Source organism: Bacillus sp. EB106-08-02-XG196 (assembly GCF_013396335.1).
Lineage (GTDB): Bacteria > Bacillota > Bacilli > Bacillales > Cytobacillaceae > Neobacillus.
On the sequence record NZ_JABWSY010000022.1, the window covers coordinates 14,406 to 35,234 of the forward strand.

20 protein-coding genes are annotated in these 20,829 nt (G+C 37.7%); 1 reads left to right on the plus strand and 19 read right to left on the minus strand.

Going from position 1 to position 20,829, the window contains the following annotated elements:
* Positions 1-160: 160 nt before the first annotated feature.
* On the plus strand, positions 161-1,258 hold the full coding sequence (gene serC / locus MLOOGBEN_RS25970; RefSeq protein WP_179161167.1) for a 3-phosphoserine/phosphohydroxythreonine transaminase: 1,098 nt from the start codon (positions 161-163) through the stop codon (positions 1,256-1,258).
* A 26-nt stretch (positions 1,259-1,284) separates the two neighbouring features.
* Here serC and MLOOGBEN_RS25975 read toward each other — a convergent pair whose 3' ends face one another.
* From MLOOGBEN_RS25975 to yfmF, 19 genes are all read right to left on the minus strand, one after another.
* Positions 1,285-1,935: a protein kinase family protein gene (locus MLOOGBEN_RS25975; protein ID WP_179161168.1), complete on the minus strand. Its 651-nt coding sequence runs from the start codon at positions 1,933-1,935 to the stop codon at positions 1,285-1,287.
* A 215-nt stretch (positions 1,936-2,150) separates the two neighbouring features.
* Positions 2,151-2,351, minus strand: a complete 201-nt coding sequence (locus tag MLOOGBEN_RS25980) for a hypothetical protein (protein WP_179161169.1) — start codon at positions 2,349-2,351, stop codon at positions 2,151-2,153.
* 124 nt (positions 2,352-2,475) lie between these two features.
* Positions 2,476-3,021, minus strand: a complete 546-nt coding sequence (locus MLOOGBEN_RS25985) for an outer spore coat protein CotE (RefSeq protein WP_179161170.1) — start codon at positions 3,019-3,021, stop codon at positions 2,476-2,478.
* A gap of 223 nt (positions 3,022-3,244) precedes the next feature.
* The gene (locus MLOOGBEN_RS25990) at positions 3,245-3,697 is read right to left on the minus strand and encodes a YlbF/YmcA family competence regulator (RefSeq protein ID WP_179161171.1); all 453 of its coding nucleotides are present in this window, start codon (positions 3,695-3,697) and stop codon (positions 3,245-3,247) included.
* A 1-nt stretch (position 3,698) separates the two neighbouring features.
* Complete coding sequence (gene miaB / locus MLOOGBEN_RS25995; RefSeq protein ID WP_179161172.1) at positions 3,699-5,243, minus strand: tRNA (N6-isopentenyl adenosine(37)-C2)-methylthiotransferase MiaB; 1,545 nt, start codon at positions 5,241-5,243, stop codon at positions 3,699-3,701.
* Positions 5,244-5,424: 181 nt separating this feature from the next.
* Positions 5,425-6,291 (minus strand): 2-oxoacid:ferredoxin oxidoreductase subunit beta, encoded by an 867-nt coding sequence (locus MLOOGBEN_RS26000; protein ID WP_179161173.1) that lies wholly within the window; start codon positions 6,289-6,291, stop codon positions 5,425-5,427.
* A gap of 2 nt (positions 6,292-6,293) precedes the next feature.
* Entirely contained in the window at positions 6,294-8,030 is a 1,737-nt protein-coding gene (locus MLOOGBEN_RS26005; protein WP_179161174.1) for a 2-oxoacid:acceptor oxidoreductase subunit alpha, read from the minus strand.
* Between the two features lie 465 nt (positions 8,031-8,495).
* Positions 8,496-8,756 carry a stage V sporulation protein SpoVS gene (spoVS, locus tag MLOOGBEN_RS26010; RefSeq protein WP_003181955.1) on the minus strand — a complete coding sequence of 87 codons (261 nt, stop codon included), beginning with the start codon at positions 8,754-8,756 and terminating at the stop codon, positions 8,496-8,498.
* A gap of 419 nt (positions 8,757-9,175) precedes the next feature.
* The gene (locus MLOOGBEN_RS26015) at positions 9,176-9,973 is read right to left on the minus strand and encodes a TIGR00282 family metallophosphoesterase (protein ID WP_179161175.1); all 798 of its coding nucleotides are present in this window, start codon (positions 9,971-9,973) and stop codon (positions 9,176-9,178) included.
* A 108-nt stretch (positions 9,974-10,081) separates the two neighbouring features.
* Positions 10,082-11,641 carry a ribonuclease Y gene (gene rny, locus MLOOGBEN_RS26020; protein ID WP_179161176.1) on the minus strand — a complete coding sequence of 520 codons (1,560 nt, stop codon included), beginning with the start codon at positions 11,639-11,641 and terminating at the stop codon, positions 10,082-10,084.
* 316 nt (positions 11,642-11,957) lie between these two features.
* Positions 11,958-13,001 carry a recombinase RecA gene (gene recA, locus MLOOGBEN_RS26025; RefSeq protein WP_179161177.1) on the minus strand — a complete coding sequence of 348 codons (1,044 nt, stop codon included), beginning with the start codon at positions 12,999-13,001 and terminating at the stop codon, positions 11,958-11,960.
* 341 nt (positions 13,002-13,342) lie between these two features.
* On the minus strand, positions 13,343-14,596 hold the full coding sequence (locus tag MLOOGBEN_RS26030) for a competence/damage-inducible protein A (RefSeq protein WP_179161178.1): 1,254 nt from the start codon (positions 14,594-14,596) through the stop codon (positions 13,343-13,345).
* Positions 14,597-14,614: 18 nt separating this feature from the next.
* The gene (gene pgsA / locus MLOOGBEN_RS26035; protein ID WP_179161179.1) at positions 14,615-15,193 is read right to left on the minus strand and encodes a CDP-diacylglycerol--glycerol-3-phosphate 3-phosphatidyltransferase; all 579 of its coding nucleotides are present in this window, start codon (positions 15,191-15,193) and stop codon (positions 14,615-14,617) included.
* A gap of 50 nt (positions 15,194-15,243) precedes the next feature.
* Positions 15,244-16,140: a helix-turn-helix domain-containing protein gene (locus MLOOGBEN_RS26040; RefSeq protein WP_179161180.1), complete on the minus strand. Its 897-nt coding sequence runs from the start codon at positions 16,138-16,140 to the stop codon at positions 15,244-15,246.
* Between the two features lie 21 nt (positions 16,141-16,161).
* Positions 16,162-16,953, minus strand: coding sequence for a DUF3388 domain-containing protein (locus tag MLOOGBEN_RS26045; protein ID WP_179161181.1), 792 nt, complete (start codon positions 16,951-16,953; stop codon positions 16,162-16,164).
* A gap of 157 nt (positions 16,954-17,110) precedes the next feature.
* Positions 17,111-17,368, minus strand: coding sequence for a DUF3243 domain-containing protein (locus MLOOGBEN_RS26050; RefSeq protein WP_179161182.1), 258 nt, complete (start codon positions 17,366-17,368; stop codon positions 17,111-17,113).
* Positions 17,369-17,446: 78 nt separating this feature from the next.
* Entirely contained in the window at positions 17,447-18,169 is a 723-nt protein-coding gene (gene ymfI / locus MLOOGBEN_RS26055) for an elongation factor P 5-aminopentanone reductase (protein ID WP_179161183.1), read from the minus strand.
* A 75-nt stretch (positions 18,170-18,244) separates the two neighbouring features.
* Positions 18,245-19,534: an EF-P 5-aminopentanol modification-associated protein YfmH gene (gene yfmH, locus MLOOGBEN_RS26060; protein ID WP_179161184.1), complete on the minus strand. Its 1,290-nt coding sequence runs from the start codon at positions 19,532-19,534 to the stop codon at positions 18,245-18,247.
* Positions 19,534-20,814, minus strand: coding sequence for an EF-P 5-aminopentanol modification-associated protein YfmF (yfmF, locus tag MLOOGBEN_RS26065; RefSeq protein WP_179161185.1), 1,281 nt, complete (start codon positions 20,812-20,814; stop codon positions 19,534-19,536). Before yfmF ends, yfmH begins: the two co-directional genes overlap by 1 nt.
* Positions 20,815-20,829: the final 15 nt, after the last annotated feature.

Here is a 20,829-nt window from a genome sequence, read left to right on the forward strand (position 1 = left end):
CATAATATCAGAATATTAAAAATAAATACTTATTATTCCCAACAAATGTAACCGCATTCACTAAAAATATTGATATATCAATGAAATATTTTGATTCTTTTCTATTTAAAGTATTAGAAAATATGTTATATTCTAATAAATGAAAATGGGGAGTGAGAAAATGAAATCACTAATACAGCGTGCCTATAATTTTAATGCAGGACCATCCGCCCTTCCACTTGAGGTGCTTGAAAAAGCCAAGCAGGAACTTATTGATTTTCGTGGCACTGGTATGTCAGTCATGGAACTTAGCCACCGAAGCGCAGCCTATGAAGAAGTACACAATAATGCCATTGCCCTTCTAAAAGAATTATTATCTATTCCGGAAGAATATGAGGTACTTTTTCTACAAGGTGGAGGAAGTCTTCAGTTTTCAATGGTACCCATGAACTTCTTGAAGCCAGGGGAAAAAGCAGGCTATGTTATGACAGGTTCTTGGTCTGAAAAGGCCTTTTCTGAAGCAAAGTTATTTGGGGATCCTTATCATGTTGCCAGCACGAAGGAAAATCAATATCGACAAATCCCTCAATTAGAGGAATTACAATACAATCCAACAGATGCCTATATTCATCTCACGTCAAACAATACGATATATGGAACACAATGGAGGGACTTTCCAGATACAGGTGAAGTACCATTAATTGCGGATATGTCTAGTGATATCTTATCCAAGCCCTTTGATGTCAGCAAGTTTGGCTTAATTTATGCCGGTGCTCAAAAAAATCTCGGTCCTTCTGGTGTTACAGTGGCAATTATTCGTAAGGATATGATTGAAAAAGCTAATCCTAACATCCCGACAATGTTAAAGTATAGTACCCATTCAAAAAACAACTCTTTATATAACACACCTCCGACATTCGGAATCTATATGCTTGGTGAAGTTTTGAGCTGGATAAAAGAATTAGGCGGAATCAATGCCCTTACTGATCGTAACGAGGGAAAAGCGAAACTCATATATGATGCAATCGACCAAAGCAATGGTTTTTATGTTGGCCACGCTGAACCTGAAAGCCGTTCACTTATGAATATTACATTCCGAGTAAAAGATGAAGAATTGGAGAAAAAATTCTTATCAGAAGCTAAGCGCGAAGGATTCATCGGTGTAAACGGACATCGTTCTGTAGGAGGCTGCCGCGCTTCTACTTACAACTCTGTCCCGTATGAAACATGTAAAGCTTTTAGTGAGTTCATGATTCAGTTCCAAAATACAAATCGATAAACAATATAAAAAGGGAAATATAGTTTTTATATATTTCCCTTTTTTATTTTTCTATATAAGCGATACCCTTTTCTGACACTGTTGACAATAAAAAAAGGAATAGGCAGATGATATTTATAAATAAACGGCAGATAAATTTTGTAATACGCTTTTTTCAAGTCATCCCATTTACGACATTTACCCTGCTTATAAAAATCTGAAACATCCACAATATACCCTCTTCCGTTACTCATAACAACATTTTTTCCATGGACATCAAAGGGATTTAAACCTACTGAACGAGCATATGCTATCCCCTCATCTACGTCCCGGATAACTGATTCTGGTATAGGGTTGCCTTTTACAACTGCATCGAACAAATTCATTCCATCTATCCTTTTTAAAATTAAATAATTGTCACCATAGTCAACTAATGCAGAAAAGGATTCGTGCTGACCTAATTTTTTATATACCTCTACTTCCTTTTTTAATTCCTCAGGTTTTCTTCCATACACCTTAACCACCCATTTAGGATTTGATTGATGCAAAAAAACGCCTGCATAATTTCCGCTGCCTATTGTTTTCCACGTATTCGAGAAATTCTTCACAATAATTGGATCAAACGGACCTTCCGTCGATAGTTGGATATTGGGCAGTAATTCATTTCCAATTAATTTTATATATTTCTCTATATTCATTGCACACCTCAGAAAAAAACGGATTAATTATTTCTTTATCTTAGTATATAACTCGATATACACTTAGAATAGATAAAATATTCTTTATTTTAAAGAAAAATTTCTTAATCACGAGGTGGTAACACGCATTTTCCAAAATTAGAAACTTAGAGATTAAAATTAGTCCTCTATTACTCATAAAAAAACAAAGCCAGGAAAATAAATCCTGGCTTTCATTATTCCTCAAAATAGTCTTTAAATGCTTTGGGATTACTGGTTTCCTTCCCCTGATAATATGGGTTGTTTTCAGTAGAATCCTGCGGGTCAAGATTGGTTTTAATAATTAAATGTGGTTCTGAGGGCTGCTCAGCAATCATCCTGTCGTTTAATTGGTCGAAATCAGGCAGTTTGTTATTTCCGGGTTGTCTAGGCTCCATATCATTGACACCTCCTAAAAATAGCTTGCTGATTTTTCTTTTTAATCATACATTAATTCATTTATAGATTTATAATACTATTATTAAAAAGAAAAAACTAGGAAGTAGAAACTTCCTAGTATGTTTATTCTTCTTCGACTCCAAGTAAGAAATCTGGGTTTAATTCCTCAAATTCCTCATCGTCAACATCCATTCCCCAATCATCGTCATCATCATGGCAGCCCTTTGGATTAATGGCGACACATACTTTTGTTTCACCAATTACTTCCACTAGGAATTCCTTTTCAACATGGACAATGATTCGATTGCCATTTGGGGAGATGACTGCTTCACAACAATTAGGCTGTTGCAAAACACGAGCACAAATCTCATTGTCATCCAAGCAATCATGGTCACGGTATTTTAACCTAATGACATCTGTATATTTAACACATTCAGTAACAACTTCTGTTCTGGTATTGTCATTGTATGAGTACCATACATTGATGTCATAAGAGCCGTGTATCTCTACAGTTTTGCCGACTTTTTTCGCGTTGTATTTATGGTTGATAATCCAACAGCCAAGTATGCTGGTTGGACTATGTGCCGGGCTAATCGTATGATTGGAATTGGTGAATTTACGCCCTTTCGCTACTACGGCCTTAACAATTATCTCTCTGTATTCTCCCATTTCGCGCGAAACCTCCTCATTCATTTTCATTTCATCCTATGCAATTTTTTAGACTAGTGTGCGATATATTTCTGAGAATACTGGTTAAAAGTTTAGTCATAGTTCATTTTATGCGGGAGTTTTAGGTAGGTTACAATTAGGCATGTATTTAAGTCAGGGGGATTTCCTTCTGTGAGAAAATGTAAAAAAAACCAGGCATTAACTAAGCCTGGTTTGATTTTATTTAATGATTATGGTCATGGTCGTCGTGATTCCCGCAAGACCCGCCATTGCTTAGGCTTGCACCTGTTTCACCTTTTAATACATCTCCACCGGTTGATTCAATAATGACATCTGTTACCTTATTTGAGATGGTTGTGGAAATTAACTGAAGTAATTCATTTACTTCAATTTGAGATTGCTTAAACTCTTGAACCACCGGAATATCGTCTAGTTCCTGTTCGATGGAAGCAATTTTGTCTTCCACCTTTTTAAGTGCTTCTGGCTTACCGTAATGCTGTAGATTAACTGCTTGCTTTTGCAAACCCTTAATATCAGAAATTAGCGTACTAACTTTTGCGTTTACGTGAATCTGTGCTTCTGCACGTTTAAAGAAATCAACTTCCTCTGTTTCCGCAATCATACGTGCTAATTCTTGTGCGCGGGCGATGATATCGTCTTTTGTGTATTTAGCCACTTTATTTCACCTCTACTGGTTCTAATTCTTCCAACATTTCTCCGTTTAATGACCATGTTTTTGCATCTGTAATTCTCACTTTAACAATTTTACCAATTGCTGATTTAGGTGCAGCAAAATTAACAAGCTTGCTTTTAGAAGTATATCCTGCAAGTACTTCAGGATTATTCTTGCTTTCCCCTTCGACAAGAACTTCGACGATTTGGCCTTTATATTTCTTCATTGCCTCAGCAGACATTTCATTAACTAAAGCATTTAAACGCTGTAAACGTTCCTTCTTTACCTCCATTGGGACATTATCCTGCATTTTTGCAGCAGGGGTACCCTCACGAGGTGAATATATGAACGTATACGCTAGTTCGTAGCCCACTTCACGATATAAAGACATTGTTTCTTCAAATTGTTCATCCGTTTCATTTGGATAACCAACAATAATATCAGTGGTTAAGGAAACATTGGGAATCGCTGCTTTAATCTTGCGTACCAGTTCTAGGTATTGTTCTCTCGTATATTTACGAGCCATAATTTTTAATACATCAGTGGACCCGGACTGAACAGGAAGGTGGATATGATCCATTAAATTGCCGCCTTTTGCAAGAACTTCAATCAAATGGTCATCAAAATCACGTGGATGACTTGTCATAAAACGAATACGCGGAATATCTATCTTCCGTAATTCATCCATAAGTTCACCTAAACCATAGTTCACACCCTCTAAATCTTTCCCATACGCATTGACATTTTGGCCCAAGAGCGTAACCTCCTGGTAGCCTTGTGCAGCTAAATGGCGTACTTCTTGGATAATCTCATCAGGACGACGGCTTCGCTCTTTACCACGTGTAAATGGAACAATACAATAGGTACAAAATTTGTCACAGCCGTACATAATGTTAACCCACGCCTTAATATTTCCGCGTCTTACTTTTGGAAGGTTTTCGATAACATCACCTTCTTTTGACCAAACCTCTACTACCATTTCTTTGGACATGTATGCTTCATGTAAGATATTTGGCAGACGATGAATATTGTGTGTACCGAAAATCATATCAACTTGGTTATATGTTTTTAGAATCTTATTAACTACGGATTCTTCCTGTGACATACATCCACATACACCCAATAGTAAATCTGGCTTTTCTAACTTTAAATGCTTTAAATGCCCTAGTTCACCAAACACTTTGTTTTCTGCATTTTCACGAATTGCGCAGGTATTTAAAAGAATAACATTGGCATCCTCTGTTGAATCTGTAGGTTCATACCCAAGAGCCAAAAAGATCCCTGCCATTACTTCCGTATCATGTTCATTCATTTGGCAGCCATAGGTACGGATATAAAACTTACGACCTTCTCCCATACCGCGAAATTCTTCTGGAATAGAGAAATCGTTATGATACTTCACTTCTTCTTTACCACGCTTTTTAGCGTCTTTTAAAGAAGGTGCAGTAATTACTTGCTCAAAGTACTTACTGTAATCCTTGGCGGATTTTTTGTCCGAAGAATTAGCAGCTTCGATTTGTTGAGCATCTATACGTTGTTTTTCATTCATGAATAATAAATCTCCTTTCAATCGGATTAAAATTTGTCTATGAAAAGGTAATTTTTTCCCTGTACTAGTGTATTAGGATCCTGCCTAACATACCTCTGCACATTATTATAGTATAAAGGTTAATAGGCTTGAAAACAATAGAAAATCCCGTAGTAATCTACTACGGGACTTTCTAATAACTTTACATAAATTCATTAACTAATTTATCAAAGTATTCTTGATCAAGGTTAAGATCTGCTTTTGCTAATGGAGTTTCGGAGTAATTATTAATCAATTCCTGGTAGGATTTACGTTCTGTGTTTTGATAAATCAAACCAGTAACTAAACCATTATGCTTCATCAATGTCTGCATAGCGTTTTCACGGTTTGAAGGATCATATCCTTCAATATCACTTAACTTCGTTAGATTTTCTTTAAACCAATCATAAGTGTTGACCTTATTATAGGTTACACAAGGACTGTAAACGTTAATTAAAGAGAACCCTTTATGCTTAATGCCTGCTTCAATTAATGCAGTTAGGTCTTTAAGATCTGTAGAGAAACTTTGTGCAACAAATGTTGCCCCTGCAGTTAAAGCCATCTCCATTGGTGAAATCGGTTGTTCAATCGAACCTAGCGGCGATGATTTCGTTTTAAAGCCGGTAGCAGAACGTGGAGACGTTTGTCCTTTTGTTAAACCATAGATTTGGTTATCCATAACAATGTAAGTGATATCTACATTACGACGGATCGCATGAATCGTGTGTCCCATACCGATAGCAAAACCGTCACCGTCACCGCCAGAAGCGATAACCGTTAAATCACGGTTTGCCATTTTTACACCTTGAGCGATTGGTAATGAACGGCCATGAATACCATGGAAGCCATATGAATTAATATAACCAGAGATACGACCAGAACATCCGATTCCAGAAATAACAGCTAAGTTTTCAGGCTCTAGCCCTACATTTGCTGCTGCACGTTGCATTGCCGCTTGTACAGAGAAGTCGCCACAGCCAGGGCACCAGTTCGGTTTTACATTATTTCTAAATTCTTTAAAAGTGGCCATGTTTAGAACAACTCCTTACATTTTGTATATACTTCGTGAGGCAGGAATGGATTTCCATCATATTTTAAATGTTTAATAATCTTTTCAGCATGCCCAACATTCATTTTCATAATGTTAGCCAATTGACCAGTAGCATTGTTTTCAACAACCACTACTTTCTTTGCAGAACGAACAAGCGGTAATACTTCGTCCGTTGGGAATGGGTGAATCAAACGAATATGAGCGTGATTTACTTTCATTCCTTCATTTTCTAAACGAACCATAGCTTCCTCAATTACACCTCTAGTTGAATTAAAACCAACTAGTAAAACGTCAGCATCTTCATGCTTAGTGTTTTTATACACTGGTGTATTGAAACGAATATTTTCAATTTTACGGAATCGCTTGTCCATTTGAGCGTTCCTATTTACTGCCGATTCAGAAGGTTTTCCTGTTTCATCATGTTCAACACCAGTTACATGGTGAATACCATTTTTCATACCAGGAATAACACGTGGTGAAACACCATCACTCGTCACTTCATAACGTTTGAAATAAGCTTTATTTTCATTCTCAGGAATTTCATCCGTTACAAGCTTTCCGCGTCTGATTTCCACTTTATCCATACTTAAAGGTTCAACTGTCTGTTTACCTAAAGATAATTGAAGGTCAGTAAGAACAATTACAGGACATTGATATTCTTCAGCAAGGTTAAATGCCTCAGTTGTATCATAGAAAGCCTCTTCTACAGTACTTGGCGCCATAACGATTTTAGGGATTTCTCCATGTGTTCCATAGATCATAGCCATTAAATCTGACTGTTCTTGCTTTGTTGGTAATCCTGTTGATGGACCGCCACGCTGAGTATCAACCACAACAAGTGGAGTCTCAGTTATACCTGAAAGACCAATTGCTTCCATTTTCAATGATAGTCCTGGACCAGCAGATGCCGTAATTGTACGAACACCAGCATAGTTAGCACCAATTGCCATTGTACAAGCAGCAATTTCATCTTCCGTTTGAATAACTGTACCACCAAGAGCAGGAAGCTTTTTAATTAAATATTCCATTATTTCAGAAGCTGGTGTTATTGGGTATGCAGCCATAAAACGACATCCCGCCGCAACTGCTCCCAATGCAATAGCGTCATTTCCAATCATGAACATGCGCTTCTTGCCGTCAGCTTTTTCAAGTTCCATTATTTCAACGCCATCTACAAGCTGTTTTTTCATATAATCATATCCAGCTTTAATGGCATCCATGTTTTTCGCAACTACTTGAGCACCTTTTTTACCAAAAATCTCTTGGACTACTTCTTCAAAAACATGAATATCAAGATTCAAGACAGCTGATGTAGCACCAATGGCTACCATATTTTTCATTAGGGATGTTCCTAATTCAGTAGCAATTTCTGTAAATGGAACCGCATACAATGCTGCTTGTGTATCTTCTGGTTTCTTCGGCGTGAATTTTGCATCCGCAAGTATTACACCTTTGCTGTGTAACTCTTTGTAATTTAAATCGATCGTTTCTTGGTCAAATCCGACAAGAACATCAAGATCATCAGAGATTGAACGAACTTCTGTCGTACTTACTCTAATTTTGTTGTTTGTATGACCGCCTTTAATACGAGATGAAAAGTGACGATAACCATACAAGTAATAGCCGAGGCGATTCAATGCAATAGCAAATATTTCCCCAGTACTTTCAATACCTTCCCCTTGTTGTCCGCCAACTTTCCACGAAAGTTGATTGATCATGACTTACACCCCTTTGGATATGTAAAAAGTATATTTTATAAATCTCTAATAGTGTAGCACAATTCCGAGTAATTCACTATATTTTAGCCTTTAAAGCTTTAAAGGCTAACTCAATTGAAACTAGGAGATGTACTAAACGCTTACAATTCTAGACCTCTAAACCAAAAATTGCAACCCTTTCAGACGAAATATTGTCTAAAATATGAATATTTTTTTATATTTTAAAAATTGACATTTATTAATTCCGCATATCCCCATATAAAATTGATGTAAAACGTTGTTGCTATGCGATTTATTAATAAATCTAATAAAATATATTATTTCAACACTTAAACTCAGAAAGCGTTTTCATTTATACTAGAATAACATTTTTCTTATATTTTGTATATAAAAATACCTGCTTATAATTTAAGCAGGTAAAAGATTGTTTTATTCTTCTTTATCACTTCATTGATTCTATCTCTTTCATCTTGGTTCAACAATCAGCTTTATAGCCGTGCGTTCTTCACCATCAATCTGAATATCAGTGAACGCAGGGATGCAAATCAAATCAACTCCGCTAGGTGCTACAAATCCTCTTGCAATCGCTACTGCCTTAACAGCTTGATTCAATGCACCTGCACCAATCGCCTGTATTTCTGCTGCACCTCTTTCACGCAGAACTCCAGCAAGTGCACCAGCTACAGAATTAGGATTAGATTTTGCTGAAACTTTTAATATTTCCATTCCTAGCTCCCCCTTGTATAATCCCGATCCTGGCATGAGCAGTTTCATGAGCAAATCAGGTATATAAGATTCCACTGCTACTATATTCATTCTGCAAAAGACATATTCCGGCTTGGACAAAAAAAGTGCATATTTATCGGTGAAATTTGAAAAGCGGAAGCGCCTTGTACAGGGGCGACAGGCATAAGACGAGCCGGCGAGAAGGTTGGTCTTTACCTTCTTGACGGATTGTCAGAAATGTGGAGGCGACTGTCCTGGGACGAAGGAATAAGACGAACCCTGCAAGAAGGCGCTTTTTGCCTTCTTCAGGGGGTGGCTTATTCCTCGAGTCCCAAGGAGCCGAAACTAGACAAGCTTATGACCCCGAGCCCCTAGGCTGCTTGCGCTAGACAAAGAAATAACCTTCCAAAAGTGGAAGGTTAAGAATACCAAGGATTATCTTCATTTATTAAAATTCTTTCCATTTTTTTGCTCTTGCCAGTTTTTCTGTCAAGTTCCATGTAGACTCCACTAAGCTGGGTTCTACCCGCTTTAGGGACTTCAAATCTTACTGGCAGGCTTGTAAGGAATTTGGTAATGACCGCTTCCCTTTCCATACCAAGAATTCCATCATATGGACCTGTCATCCCTACATCCGTTAAATAGCCTGTGCCGCCTGGCAGGATACGGCTATCAGCGGTTTGAACATGTGTATGTGTGCCTACAACAGCTGAAACTCTTCCATCTAAGTACCAGCCCATTGCCTGCTTTTCGCTTGTTGCTTCTGCATGGAAATCCACAAAGATAAATGGTGTTCTCTCTTGTGCTATTTCCACTAATTCATCCGCCTTTTTAAAAGGACAATCTAGTGGCGGCATAAAAGTGCGCCCTTGTAAATTGATAACTGCTACTTCTACGTCATTTACCTTAAAAAATACTAATCCTTTACCAGGGGTACCTTCAGGGAAATTTGCCGGCCGTACCATATTCTTTGCCGATTCGATGAATTCAAAAATCTCCTTGTTATCCCACGAGTGGTTTCCGAGCGTTACAGCCTGTGCACCGGAACCCAAAAACTCCCGATAAATCTTTTCTGTAATCCCTCTGCCTCCTGCAGCATTTTCACCATTAATTATCGTAAAATTAGGTCTATATTTTTCTTTAATTTTTGGCACATACTCTTTCACCATATCTCGGCCCGGTGAGCCTACAACATCTCCAATAAATAATAAGTTCATTTGTAATCCTTTCGTGATGCATTTATTTACTATAAATTGTATCACACTTTTATTTTATTTAACCGTTAGACACCTAGCAAAAAAATAAAGCAGTGCATAAGCACCGCTTTATTTTGCGTATTCCACAGCCCGTGTTTCACGGATGACTGTCACTTTTATATGTCCTGGATAATCTAGTTCTTCTTCGATTCGTTTCCGAATATCTCGAGCCAAACGATGTGCAGCTAAATCATCAACTGCATCAGGTCTAACAATAATCCGCACCTCACGTCCAGCTTGAATGGCGAAGGATTTCTCAACACCATCATAGGACTCAGAAATCTCTTCCAGCTTTTCTAAGCGACGGATATAGTTTTCTAGAGTTTCACTACGTGCTCCAGGTCTTGCAGCTGATAATGCATCTGCAGCAGCCACTAGAACGGATATGGTTGATGTTGGTTCCGTATCACCATGGTGGGAGGCGATACTGTTGATAACCACTGGGTGTTCCTTGTATTTAGTTGCAAGTTCAACCCCAATTTCAACATGGCTTCCTTCCACTTCATGGTCAATTGCTTTTCCGATATCATGCAATAGCCCTGCACGACGTGCCAGCGTTTCATCCTCACCAAGTTCAGCTGCAAGTAAGCCAGACAGCTGAGCAACCTCCATTGAGTGCTTTAGGACATTTTGTCCATAACTTGTACGGAACTTTAAGCGTCCAAGGATTTTAATAAGATCCGGATGTAATCCATGAACACCGACTTCAAAGGTCGTTTGTTCACCCACTTCACGAATATACTCATCCACTTCACGACGTGATTTTTCTACCATTTCCTCAATACGCGCAGGATGGATACGTCCATCTTGAACTAACTTTTCAAGCGCCAATCGAGCCGTTTCACGGCGGATTGGGTCGAATCCTGATAGAATTACTGCCTCTGGCGTATCATCGATAATCAAATCAATTCCCGTAAGTGTTTCTAGAGTACGGATATTTCTTCCTTCACGGCCAATAATACGACCCTTCATTTCATCATTTGGAAGGTTGACTACAGATACAGTCGTTTCCGCTACATGGTCAGCAGCGCAACGCTGGATTGCTAGCGATAGAATTTCTTTCGCTTTCTTATCTGCTTCCTCTTTCGCGCGGTTTTCACTTTCCTTAATCATTATCGCAGTGTCATAGGTTAATTCCTGCTCCATTTTATCGATAATGATGTTCTTCGCTTCCTCACGAGTTAAACTCGAAATACGTTCAAGTTCAGTTTGTTGTTTTCGTACCAACTCGTCCACTTTGCTTTCCATCTGTTCAATATGCTGTTGTCTTTGGTTTAGAGAATCATCCTTCTTTTCTAATTGAATTTCTCGTTTATTTAACGATTCATCCTTTCGATCTAAATTCTCTTCTCTTTGCAGTAAACGGTTTTCTTGTTTTTGCAGTTCATTTCTTCGTTCACGAACCTCACGTTCGGCTTCTGTACGAAGCTTGTGAATTTCATCCTTTGCCTCAAGCAAAGCTTCTTTCTTCAATGAATCAGCGTCACGCTTTGCATCTTCAAGAATCTGCTCTGCAGCATTCTTTGCACCTGCTATTTTTGCCTCAGCAATGGATTTACGAACAAAATAGCCAACAACGGCACCGACGATAATGCCAAGCAAAATGGAGATGATAGTAATAGTGTCCATCGTTACACCTCCTCTTGCTATGAACTTTTTTGTTACACTTTTTTAAGTGTCGGCATGTATATTGGTTAGGTTCAACATACAGCAAGCACCAGGCTTTTCATTGTAATATTAACAAAAATGTAAAATATACATGTTAATTGTAAATGTGTGTATATTCATTGTCAAGGGTAACTCCTGGCAGCTTTTTGAAATATTTAGACTTTGTTCATAGTTTAACAATATTTAGATTAATATTACGCGAATAAATATACACAAAGATTAATAAATATGCATTTTGTTAAAAAGAGCAAAACCTAATCAGGCTTTGCTCTTTTGGTTAATCTATTAATTCAAACTGCTCATCATCATCATCGGCTTCAGTGACAATCTTTTCACCATCTAATCCGTAGTGCGCACGGATTTTTTGCTGAATTTCAAGACGAATGCTTGGATTTTCTCGTAAGAAAGTCTTTGCATTTTCGCGGCCTTGACCGATTCTTTCCTCATTGTATGAGTACCAAGAACCGCTCTTTTGAACGATATCTAGTTCAGAGCCAATATCTATGATTTCGCCCTCTTTAGAAATTCCTTCACCATACATAATATCCACTTCAGCTGTACGGAATGGAGGGGCAACTTTATTCTTTACAACCTTAATTTTTGTTTTGTTTCCAACTATATCAGTACCTTGCTTTAACGCTTCTCCACGACGCACTTCAACACGAATCGTAGAGTAGAATTTCAACGCACGACCACCAGGAGTCGTCTCAGGATTTCCAAACATGACACCAATCTTTTCACGGACCTGGTTGATAAAGATTGCAATTGTCTTCGATTTGTTAATGACACCAGAAAGTTTCCGGAGTGCTTGAGACATCAAGCGTGCTTGAAGACCCATATGAGAATCTCCCATTTCTCCTTCAATTTCTGCTTTTGGAACTAATGCAGCAACAGAATCGACTACTAGAATATCAATTGCACCGCTTCGTACAAGTGCCTCTGCGATTTCTAGCGCTTGCTCCCCAGTATCTGGCTGGGATAACAATAACTCATCGATGTTTACTCCTAGTTTTTGAGCATATGCTGGATCCAGAGCATGCTCAGCGTCAATAAACGCTGCTTGTCCGCCAGCGGCTTGTACTTCTGCAATGGCATGTAAGGCTACAGTTGTTTTACCTGAGCTTTCTGGACCGTAAATTTCGATAATTCTTCCTCTAGGGTATCCACCAACTCCAAGTGCTGAATCCAGGGCTAATGAGCCACTAGGGCTTGTTAAAATTCTTGTATCTGTTTTTTCTCCCATTTTCATAATGGAGCCTTTACCGAATTGCTTTTCAATCTGTTTTAGCGCCATTTCTAAGGCCGCTTTACGATCAGTCACTACTAGTTCCTCCCTTATATATAAACCAAAAAGTTAATAGCCAAAATCTATAATTTAAATCCTATTAATAATATAACCTCTTTTTAGACTTTTGTACAGCAAAAAAACGAACATTCATTCGACTTTTTTCAATCTAAAAGTCATGTAAAAATAGGTAATTCCCCCAGCCAATTAAACCATTTTCAATAGTTTTTTAACTCAATTTACATTTTTAATCTATTTTCAGATTTTCACCCAGTTATGTGAGAATAAATTTTGCTTATCCAAGAGTATTTTCCCTTATGTGAGAGTAATTTTGCTTATCAGAAATAGGTTTTTAAGATAAAAAAATCACAGATAGCCTAGTTAGCTTTCTGTGATTCTTGCAAATGCTTTATTAAGTAATAGCAGCCATATTTTACCGAACGGCTTCGGTTTGCTTCCCTTGTACCGCCAAGCTCGAGTTTTTCAACCATTATTTGTTTCCCTTTTATCGAAATACCAATGTAGACGGTTCCGACAGGTTTACCCTCAAGTTCATCAGGCCCAGCAACACCAGTGAAACTTATGCCAATATCAGCAGATACTAAGGCCGCAGCATTTTCAGCCAGCTCTTTAGCACATTCTGGACTTACTACACCAAATTTTTCAATTGTTTCTTTTTTAACTCCTAAGACTTTCTCCTTAACTTCATTCGTGTAACAAACAACTCCGCCCTTAAGGACTGAACTAACACCTGGAAAACTTGTTAGTTCCTGTTGAAACAATCCTCCTGTTAAGCTCTCAGCAGCTGTGATGGTTAATTTTTTATCCTTTAAAACTTTCATTAGTTCAGCAACTAAAGAAGTATTGTCATACCCATATAAGTACTTTCCTACACGAGCGTTAATTTTCCCCTCAGCTTCATCAAGCATTAACTCTGCAGTTTGCAAGTCTTGGTGCTTCGCAGTAAGCCGTAAGGTACATTCCCCTTCTGCGGCAAGCGGGGCAATCGTTGGATTGGTTTGCTGTTCTATTAAATCAATGATTTCAGTTTCTAACGCAGCCTCTCCGATTCCAAAGAACCTTAATACTCTAGAAACTATTTTCTCATCCGTTTTTACTTGTTTTGATAGAGCGGCTGTACCAAATTGTAAAAACATTGGCTCCATTTCTTTCGGGGGCCCAGGAAAAAGCATATAAATACAATCACCTATCTCTGCCATCATACCAGGTGCCATCCCATGATGGTTTGGCAGTATGGTTGAACCTTCCAAAACCAGTGCCTGCTTCTTATTATTTTCTGTCATTACCCTATTAGACTTTTTAAAATAGAGTTCAATAGATTCTAATGCCTCTGGATCCATTATGAGTTCTTTCCCTAAATGTCGAGCAATGGTTTCCTTTGTCAAATCATCTTTAGTCGGTCCAAGCCCGCCAGTAAAAATGATTAAATTTGAGCGTTTTTCTGCGATCTCAATCGCAGATCTTAATCGGTCGGGATTATCACCAACCACTGTATGAAAAAAAACATTAATGCCAAGTCCTGCAAGTTGTTGCGATAAAAATCGTGCATTACTATTAACGATTTGACCCAGCAGTAATTCAGAACCAACAGCAATAATTTCTGCATTCATCACCCATTACCCCAAGTTCTATTTAGAATTTTTGAAAACATGCATATTCTTTGAAAAATAATCCCATCCAGACCAGACAGTAAAAATCAATGCAACCCATAATGCTACGTCATCAAATGGAAATCCAATCATTTCAAAAATAATATTATGTAATAAAAGTGCTGAAATTGCGATGATTTGAGCCCAGGTTTTGATTTTTCCGAGGTTATTGGCAGCTACCACTTCTCCACCCTCAACTAACAAAAGACGAAGACCGGTGACAGCAAATTCCCTGCTTATGATGGCAATCACAATCCAAGAAGCTGCATATCCAAGATCAACAAGGACCACTAGCGCAGCAGAGACAAGTAATTTATCGGCAAGCGGATCGAGGAATTTCCCCATATTTGTAACAAGATTATATTTTCGAGCGTAATAGCCGTCTACCCAATCTGTAGAAGAAGCAAAAATAAAAATTAATGCTCCAACAAAATGAGTTACCGGAAGGTCAGCTCCCAGTAGATGCATATTTCCCCACTCAAAGGGGGCAAGCATAATGATCAAGAAAATTGGAATTAAAAGTATTCTTGATATCGTTATTTGATTTGGTACATTCATTGTTTTGCCTCCAAATAATATTAGAACGAAAAATAGTCATCACTAGATGACTATTCGTTCTTCGGAACAAATTGAATCGTAATGTTCTGACGAACCACATCAGCAGGTGCGATTGCATACTCAAGCTTCTGGTCATTTACGTAAATTTCTGTATCGAGCGTTCGACCAACAACAATTACTGCTTTGGTTTCGCCAGTTAGATCTACTTCCGTACTTTGTGTACCCGTGGTTGATAATAACCCCTGGAACTTGGATTGACCACTGCTATTATTAACACTTACCCATGTTTCCCCTGTTGAAACCAGTTTCACAACAAATTTATCAGCATTTTTCAAATCATAGGTAGAGTTTTTTCCGCTGTTTTGAACGGGTGTTAATTCCTGTTTCGGTGCTTCTACAACAGGTGTTTCCTCCACTGTCTCTTTTTCATCAGTTTTTTCTTCTTCCTTTGTCTTGTCTTTTTCAGCGTCCTCCGCCTTTTCAAGATTGTCAGAGCGGACAAACTTTACAGGTTCATTTTCATTGTTAATCAAATCATTCGCCTTGTCTCCGACGTTATTTACAACGAAATAATACAATACCCCCGCAGCACCAATAATAAAGACTCCAATTAGGACTTTTGGGATAATATCAAAAATTTTTGAGGATCCTTCTGATACCGTCCTGCGTGTTTTAACTCTAGACAATTGTTCAGGTAAATCATCATGATGAGTTGCTGGTATTTCATTCTTATACGTTTCAAAAATTTCTTCCGGATTAAGCTGAAGAGCCTCAGCATATTGCTTTACAAAAGCACGAACATAAAAATTTCCTGGCATGCTAGAATAATTTCCTTCTTCAATACCTATTAAATACCGCTTTTGAATTTTTGTGAGAGACTGTAAATCCTCTAAGCTTAATCCTTTGGCTAATCGCGCTTCTTTTAGTCGATTACCTAATTCAGTCACCTATTAACACCTTCCAATTATTTAAAATCCAAAATCCCCAAAATCAGAGCCAGAGAATAAGTTATTTTGGTCGACAATATCATATGTAATTTCTTCGTCTGCCTCGTTCCGTAATTCGATAATATAATCAAAATCATCGAGCGTATACTCAGAATTTTGCACAAAGATATCAGGATGTTCGACCACTTTAACCGCAGGTAACCGCATGATTTCGCGTACAAGCTGCCAATGCCGTTCACTTGCACGTTTTGTTGAAACAATCCCATCAAGAATGAACAAATTATTTTCGTTGTATTCATCTTGAATGAGCTGATTACGTATGGTTTGTTTTAAAAGAGTCGAAGATACAAATAACCACCGTTTATTCGCGCATACACTCGCAGCAACCACAGACTCTGTTTTACCTACCCTAGGCATCCCGCGAATACCAATCAGTTTGTGTCCATCCTGCTTAAACAATTCTGCCATAAAATCAACTAGTACCCCTAGTTCACTGCGAACAAATCGGAATGTTTTTTTATCATCTGCGTCACGTTGTATGTACCGTCCATGTCTGACTGCCAGCCGATCACGAAGCTTTGGTTCTCTAATCTTAATTACTTTTATTGTGTCCATTGTATTTAAAATTGACTCTAACCGTTTAATTTGATTATCATCTTTTGCTAAGATTAATAAGCCGCGCCGCCCTTCATCTACTCCATTAATCGTTACAATATTGATTGACAGCATTCCTAGTAAAGATGAAATGTCGCCCAGCAAACCAGGACGGTTTTTTTGAATCTCATATTCCAAATACCACTCTTTCTTCTCCATAAAAAACCTCCTAAACTAAAACGACAAATTTTTCAATTCCTTATCTATCCATAATAATATATGATTTTGAATGAAGATGAAAGCAAAAACAAGCTCAATGCTTATTTAATATATTTTGTTTCTTAAATGCAAAAAAAGAGAGGTTAAAACCTCTCTCCTAGCGACTTCCATTATTTTGTACTAATTTCACCATAATGTTGGCGATTGCTTGCTGCTCTTCCTTATCTGCAACAGACCATAAATCAGACAGGATTCTTTCTTGCTCATTTTTCGGTTCTACCTGCTCTGATAAATAATCACCAATTTGTAATGCAAGAGCACTTATAGCACCTTCGCTCATTCCTTCATTTTGTGCTTGATGAAGTCGGTCAGCAAGAAAGTCTTCCCATTGTTTCCAGTTATCTAAAACAGACATAATAAACCCTCCTTTATAGTTGTACATTGTTATTTTGCTATGAAAGGGGGGAATTTATTCACGGAATAAATGTATAATTTATGTATACCATCCGCCATTAATCGATAGAACTTGTCCTGTGATATACGAAGATTCATTTGAAAGTAAGAATTTCACACCATTTGCTATTTCCTCTGGAACACCCAGCCTGCCCATTGGGATATCGTATTGAAGTAATTGAATATCCTCCTCTGAGAATCTACCCATCATCGCAGTTTCAACGGCACCAGGTGCAATGGCATTTACACGCACCCCGCTCAATGCAACCTCTTTGCTTAATGCTTTAACAAATGAAATTTGTGCCCCTTTTGCTGTCGAATAGGCTACTTCACATGCAGCACCCGTTTGACCCCAAATAGAGGATATAAAGATTATATTTCCTGACCGTTTTTTAATGAGTTTTGGCAGCAGGTCTTTTGTAATCATTATTGGATTCATGACATGAACCCTCATTAAGGATTCTGCCTCTTCATGTTTTAAGTCGACGAGGAGACCATAATGGCTATTGCCGCTGCAATGAATAATGGCATCTAAAGAGAAAATTTGGGAACAAATCTTTTTATAGCCCTCTGCCTCTTCTAAATCAGCCTGAATGGGTAAGTATTCACCGTCAAAGGATTCAAGTTGTTCTAATAATTCCTTGATAGCTGTTTCATTTTTATTAAAGTGTAAATACAAATTATAACCTAGAGAAGCTAATTTAAGCGCCACTGCTTGTCCTATTCCGCCGCTTGCTCCCGTAATTAGTGCATATTTTCCCACGAAATTCACTCTTTCTATATTAACTAATCTTCATTTTAATCGAAAAGAAAAGCGCCGGCTAGCGACGCTTACCTCTTATTTTTTAGGGATTACTTGGCAAACGGAGAAACGCTCTTCTGAAATAACTTCGGAAGCTAATCTTTTCACATCATCTAAGGTGATCTTCTCTAAAGTAGGAACGACATCAAATAAGTTCATGTCATTAAAAGCATATCTTGTGAATTGATTTGCTATATACTCTGGAGAATTTACAGCACGCAAAAATGATCCAATCTTCTTCTTTTTTGCTCTTTCCAATTGCTCTTCTGAAAATGAGCTAGAATTTTTCGCATGAAAAAGCATATTTTTAAGCTGTTCAGTAAGTTTATCAGGATTTTCTGTATCTCCGCCAATCATCGCAAAGCCAAATCCCTGTTCCTGTGTATAATCATAGGAAAAAGTTTCATCAATCAAACCTTCATTATAAAGTTGGTTATAATTTTCTGAGCTTTTACCAAACAACAAATCCAAGAGTACATTCATAGTTAATTCATTCTTTAACAATTCAGATCCCGTTTGGTCCACATGAAGTGCTTTCATCCCAATTAAGCATTTAGAGGTTTGCACATTCATTTCAAGCACCTGTTTTTGTTCAGCTGTCTGAAGTGGCTCATCTTCAAATTTACGCTGAATCTCGGGCATCTCTTTGTAATCCTTTTTCATTTGGTTTTCTCTAACTTGCTCCATAAATTTATTCGGATCGACTGGTCCAACAATAAACAATAACATGTTACTCGGATGATAGAAGGTATTGTAGCATTCATAAAGCAAATCCTTTGTAATATGTGAAATTGATTCTATTGTTCCGGCAATATCAATCTTTACAGGATGGTTTTGATACAAATTTTGAATCAATCCGAAATACAGGCGCCAATCAGGATTATCATCATACATAGTGATTTCTTGACCAATAATCCCTTTTTCCTTTTCAACTGTTTTTTCCGAAAAGTATGGTTCCTGTACAAAATCAACTAGCGTTTCCAGGTTTTTTTCTACATCTGAAGTGCTGGAGAACAAGTAAGCAGTACGGGTAAAAGAGGTAAAGGCATTAGCTGAAGCCCCCTGCTTGCTAAATTGTTGAAATACATCTCCGTCTTCCTTTTCAAAAAGCTTATGCTCAAGAAAATGAGCAATACCATCTGGAACTTTAATATATTCCTCTTGGCCTAACGGTACAAAATGATTATCTATTGATCCATACTTTGTGGTAAAAGTAGCAAAGGTCTTATTAAAGCCTTTTTTAGGTAATATATAGACATTTAAGCCATTGGATAACTTTTCATGGTAAAGTTCTTCTTGGAGCTGGTCAAAATTTATTTTCTCCATTATTTTACCGCCTCACTTCCAGTTAAGAAATAGATGGTATCAAGTTCAATTTTAGCAGCTACAGCGACAATTTCTTCCTTTGTCGTTTTCTCCATATCGGTAATCCACTGCTCAAGTTTTATATCCTTGCCTGCAACAACATTATGGTAAAGGATCTCTGTTAATCCTCTTGAGGTATCAATGGTTTCAAGTATCTGATTTCGAATGACAGCTTTTGTTTGAACTAATTCTTGATCTGAAAAGTCGCCTTTTTTCATTGCTTCCAATTGATCACGAATAATTCCCACTGCCTGGTCAAAGTTCTTAAGGTCTATCCCTGACATTACCATCATTAATCCTTTATGGCTTTCAAGCCTGCTTGAGACATAGTAAGCTAAGCTTGCCTTTTCACGGACATTGATGAACAACTTTGAGTGTGAGAAACCTCCAAAGATTCCATTAAACAATTGAAGAGCAAAGTAATCGGAATCCCCATAGACAACATTCGTACGATAACCAATATTTAATTTCCCTTGTTTTACATCCTGCTCTTCTTTAATTTCATTTACCTTTTCCTTTTTCTGTACCCCTTTTAACTCTAGTTTCTTAGGAGTGCGTTCTTCAAAATTCAGCAAATCATTGGCAAAGGTTTTCACCTCTTCTTCCTTAACATCTCCAATCACATAAAGATCCATTTCATCTTCTGAAAAAGCCTTTTTATAATAGTCATATAAATTTTCAGGAGTTATTGCTTCTACATCCTCTGCTTCACCATTTACTTGAAGAGCGTATGGCTCCCCTTTACACATTTCTTGCAGCAGACGAACATTCGAATAGCGCATTTTATCATCATATACCGATTGAATTCGCTGCTTTAAAGACCTCTTTTCTTTGTTCACTGTATCTTGGTCAAATGCAGCACCTGAAACATTCGGTTTCGTTAATACCTCAGATAGAAGTTCGAAACCTTTTTTCAATAATGGGGTAGAATCACTTAAGAATTTCTCATTTGCAATCTCAAGCGTGAAACTGATAATATGATATTCACCTTTTTTCGCTAAATCAATAAACAGTGTAGCTCCATATAATTCGTCTAAATATGAGCGCAATGCAGTAGTTGTCGGGTAATCAGCAGAGCTGCTTTGTAAAACTTGAGGAAGCAGCGCCCTTTTCGTTACATTTTCCTTAGTTAACGGCGCTTTCATTTTCCAAACAAACGTATTCGTTTTATATTTATCGGTTTCAATGACATGGAGTTTGTATCCCTGCATAGCGGTAATTTTTTCGGCAGTTGAATCCATTTAAAGACCTCCTTT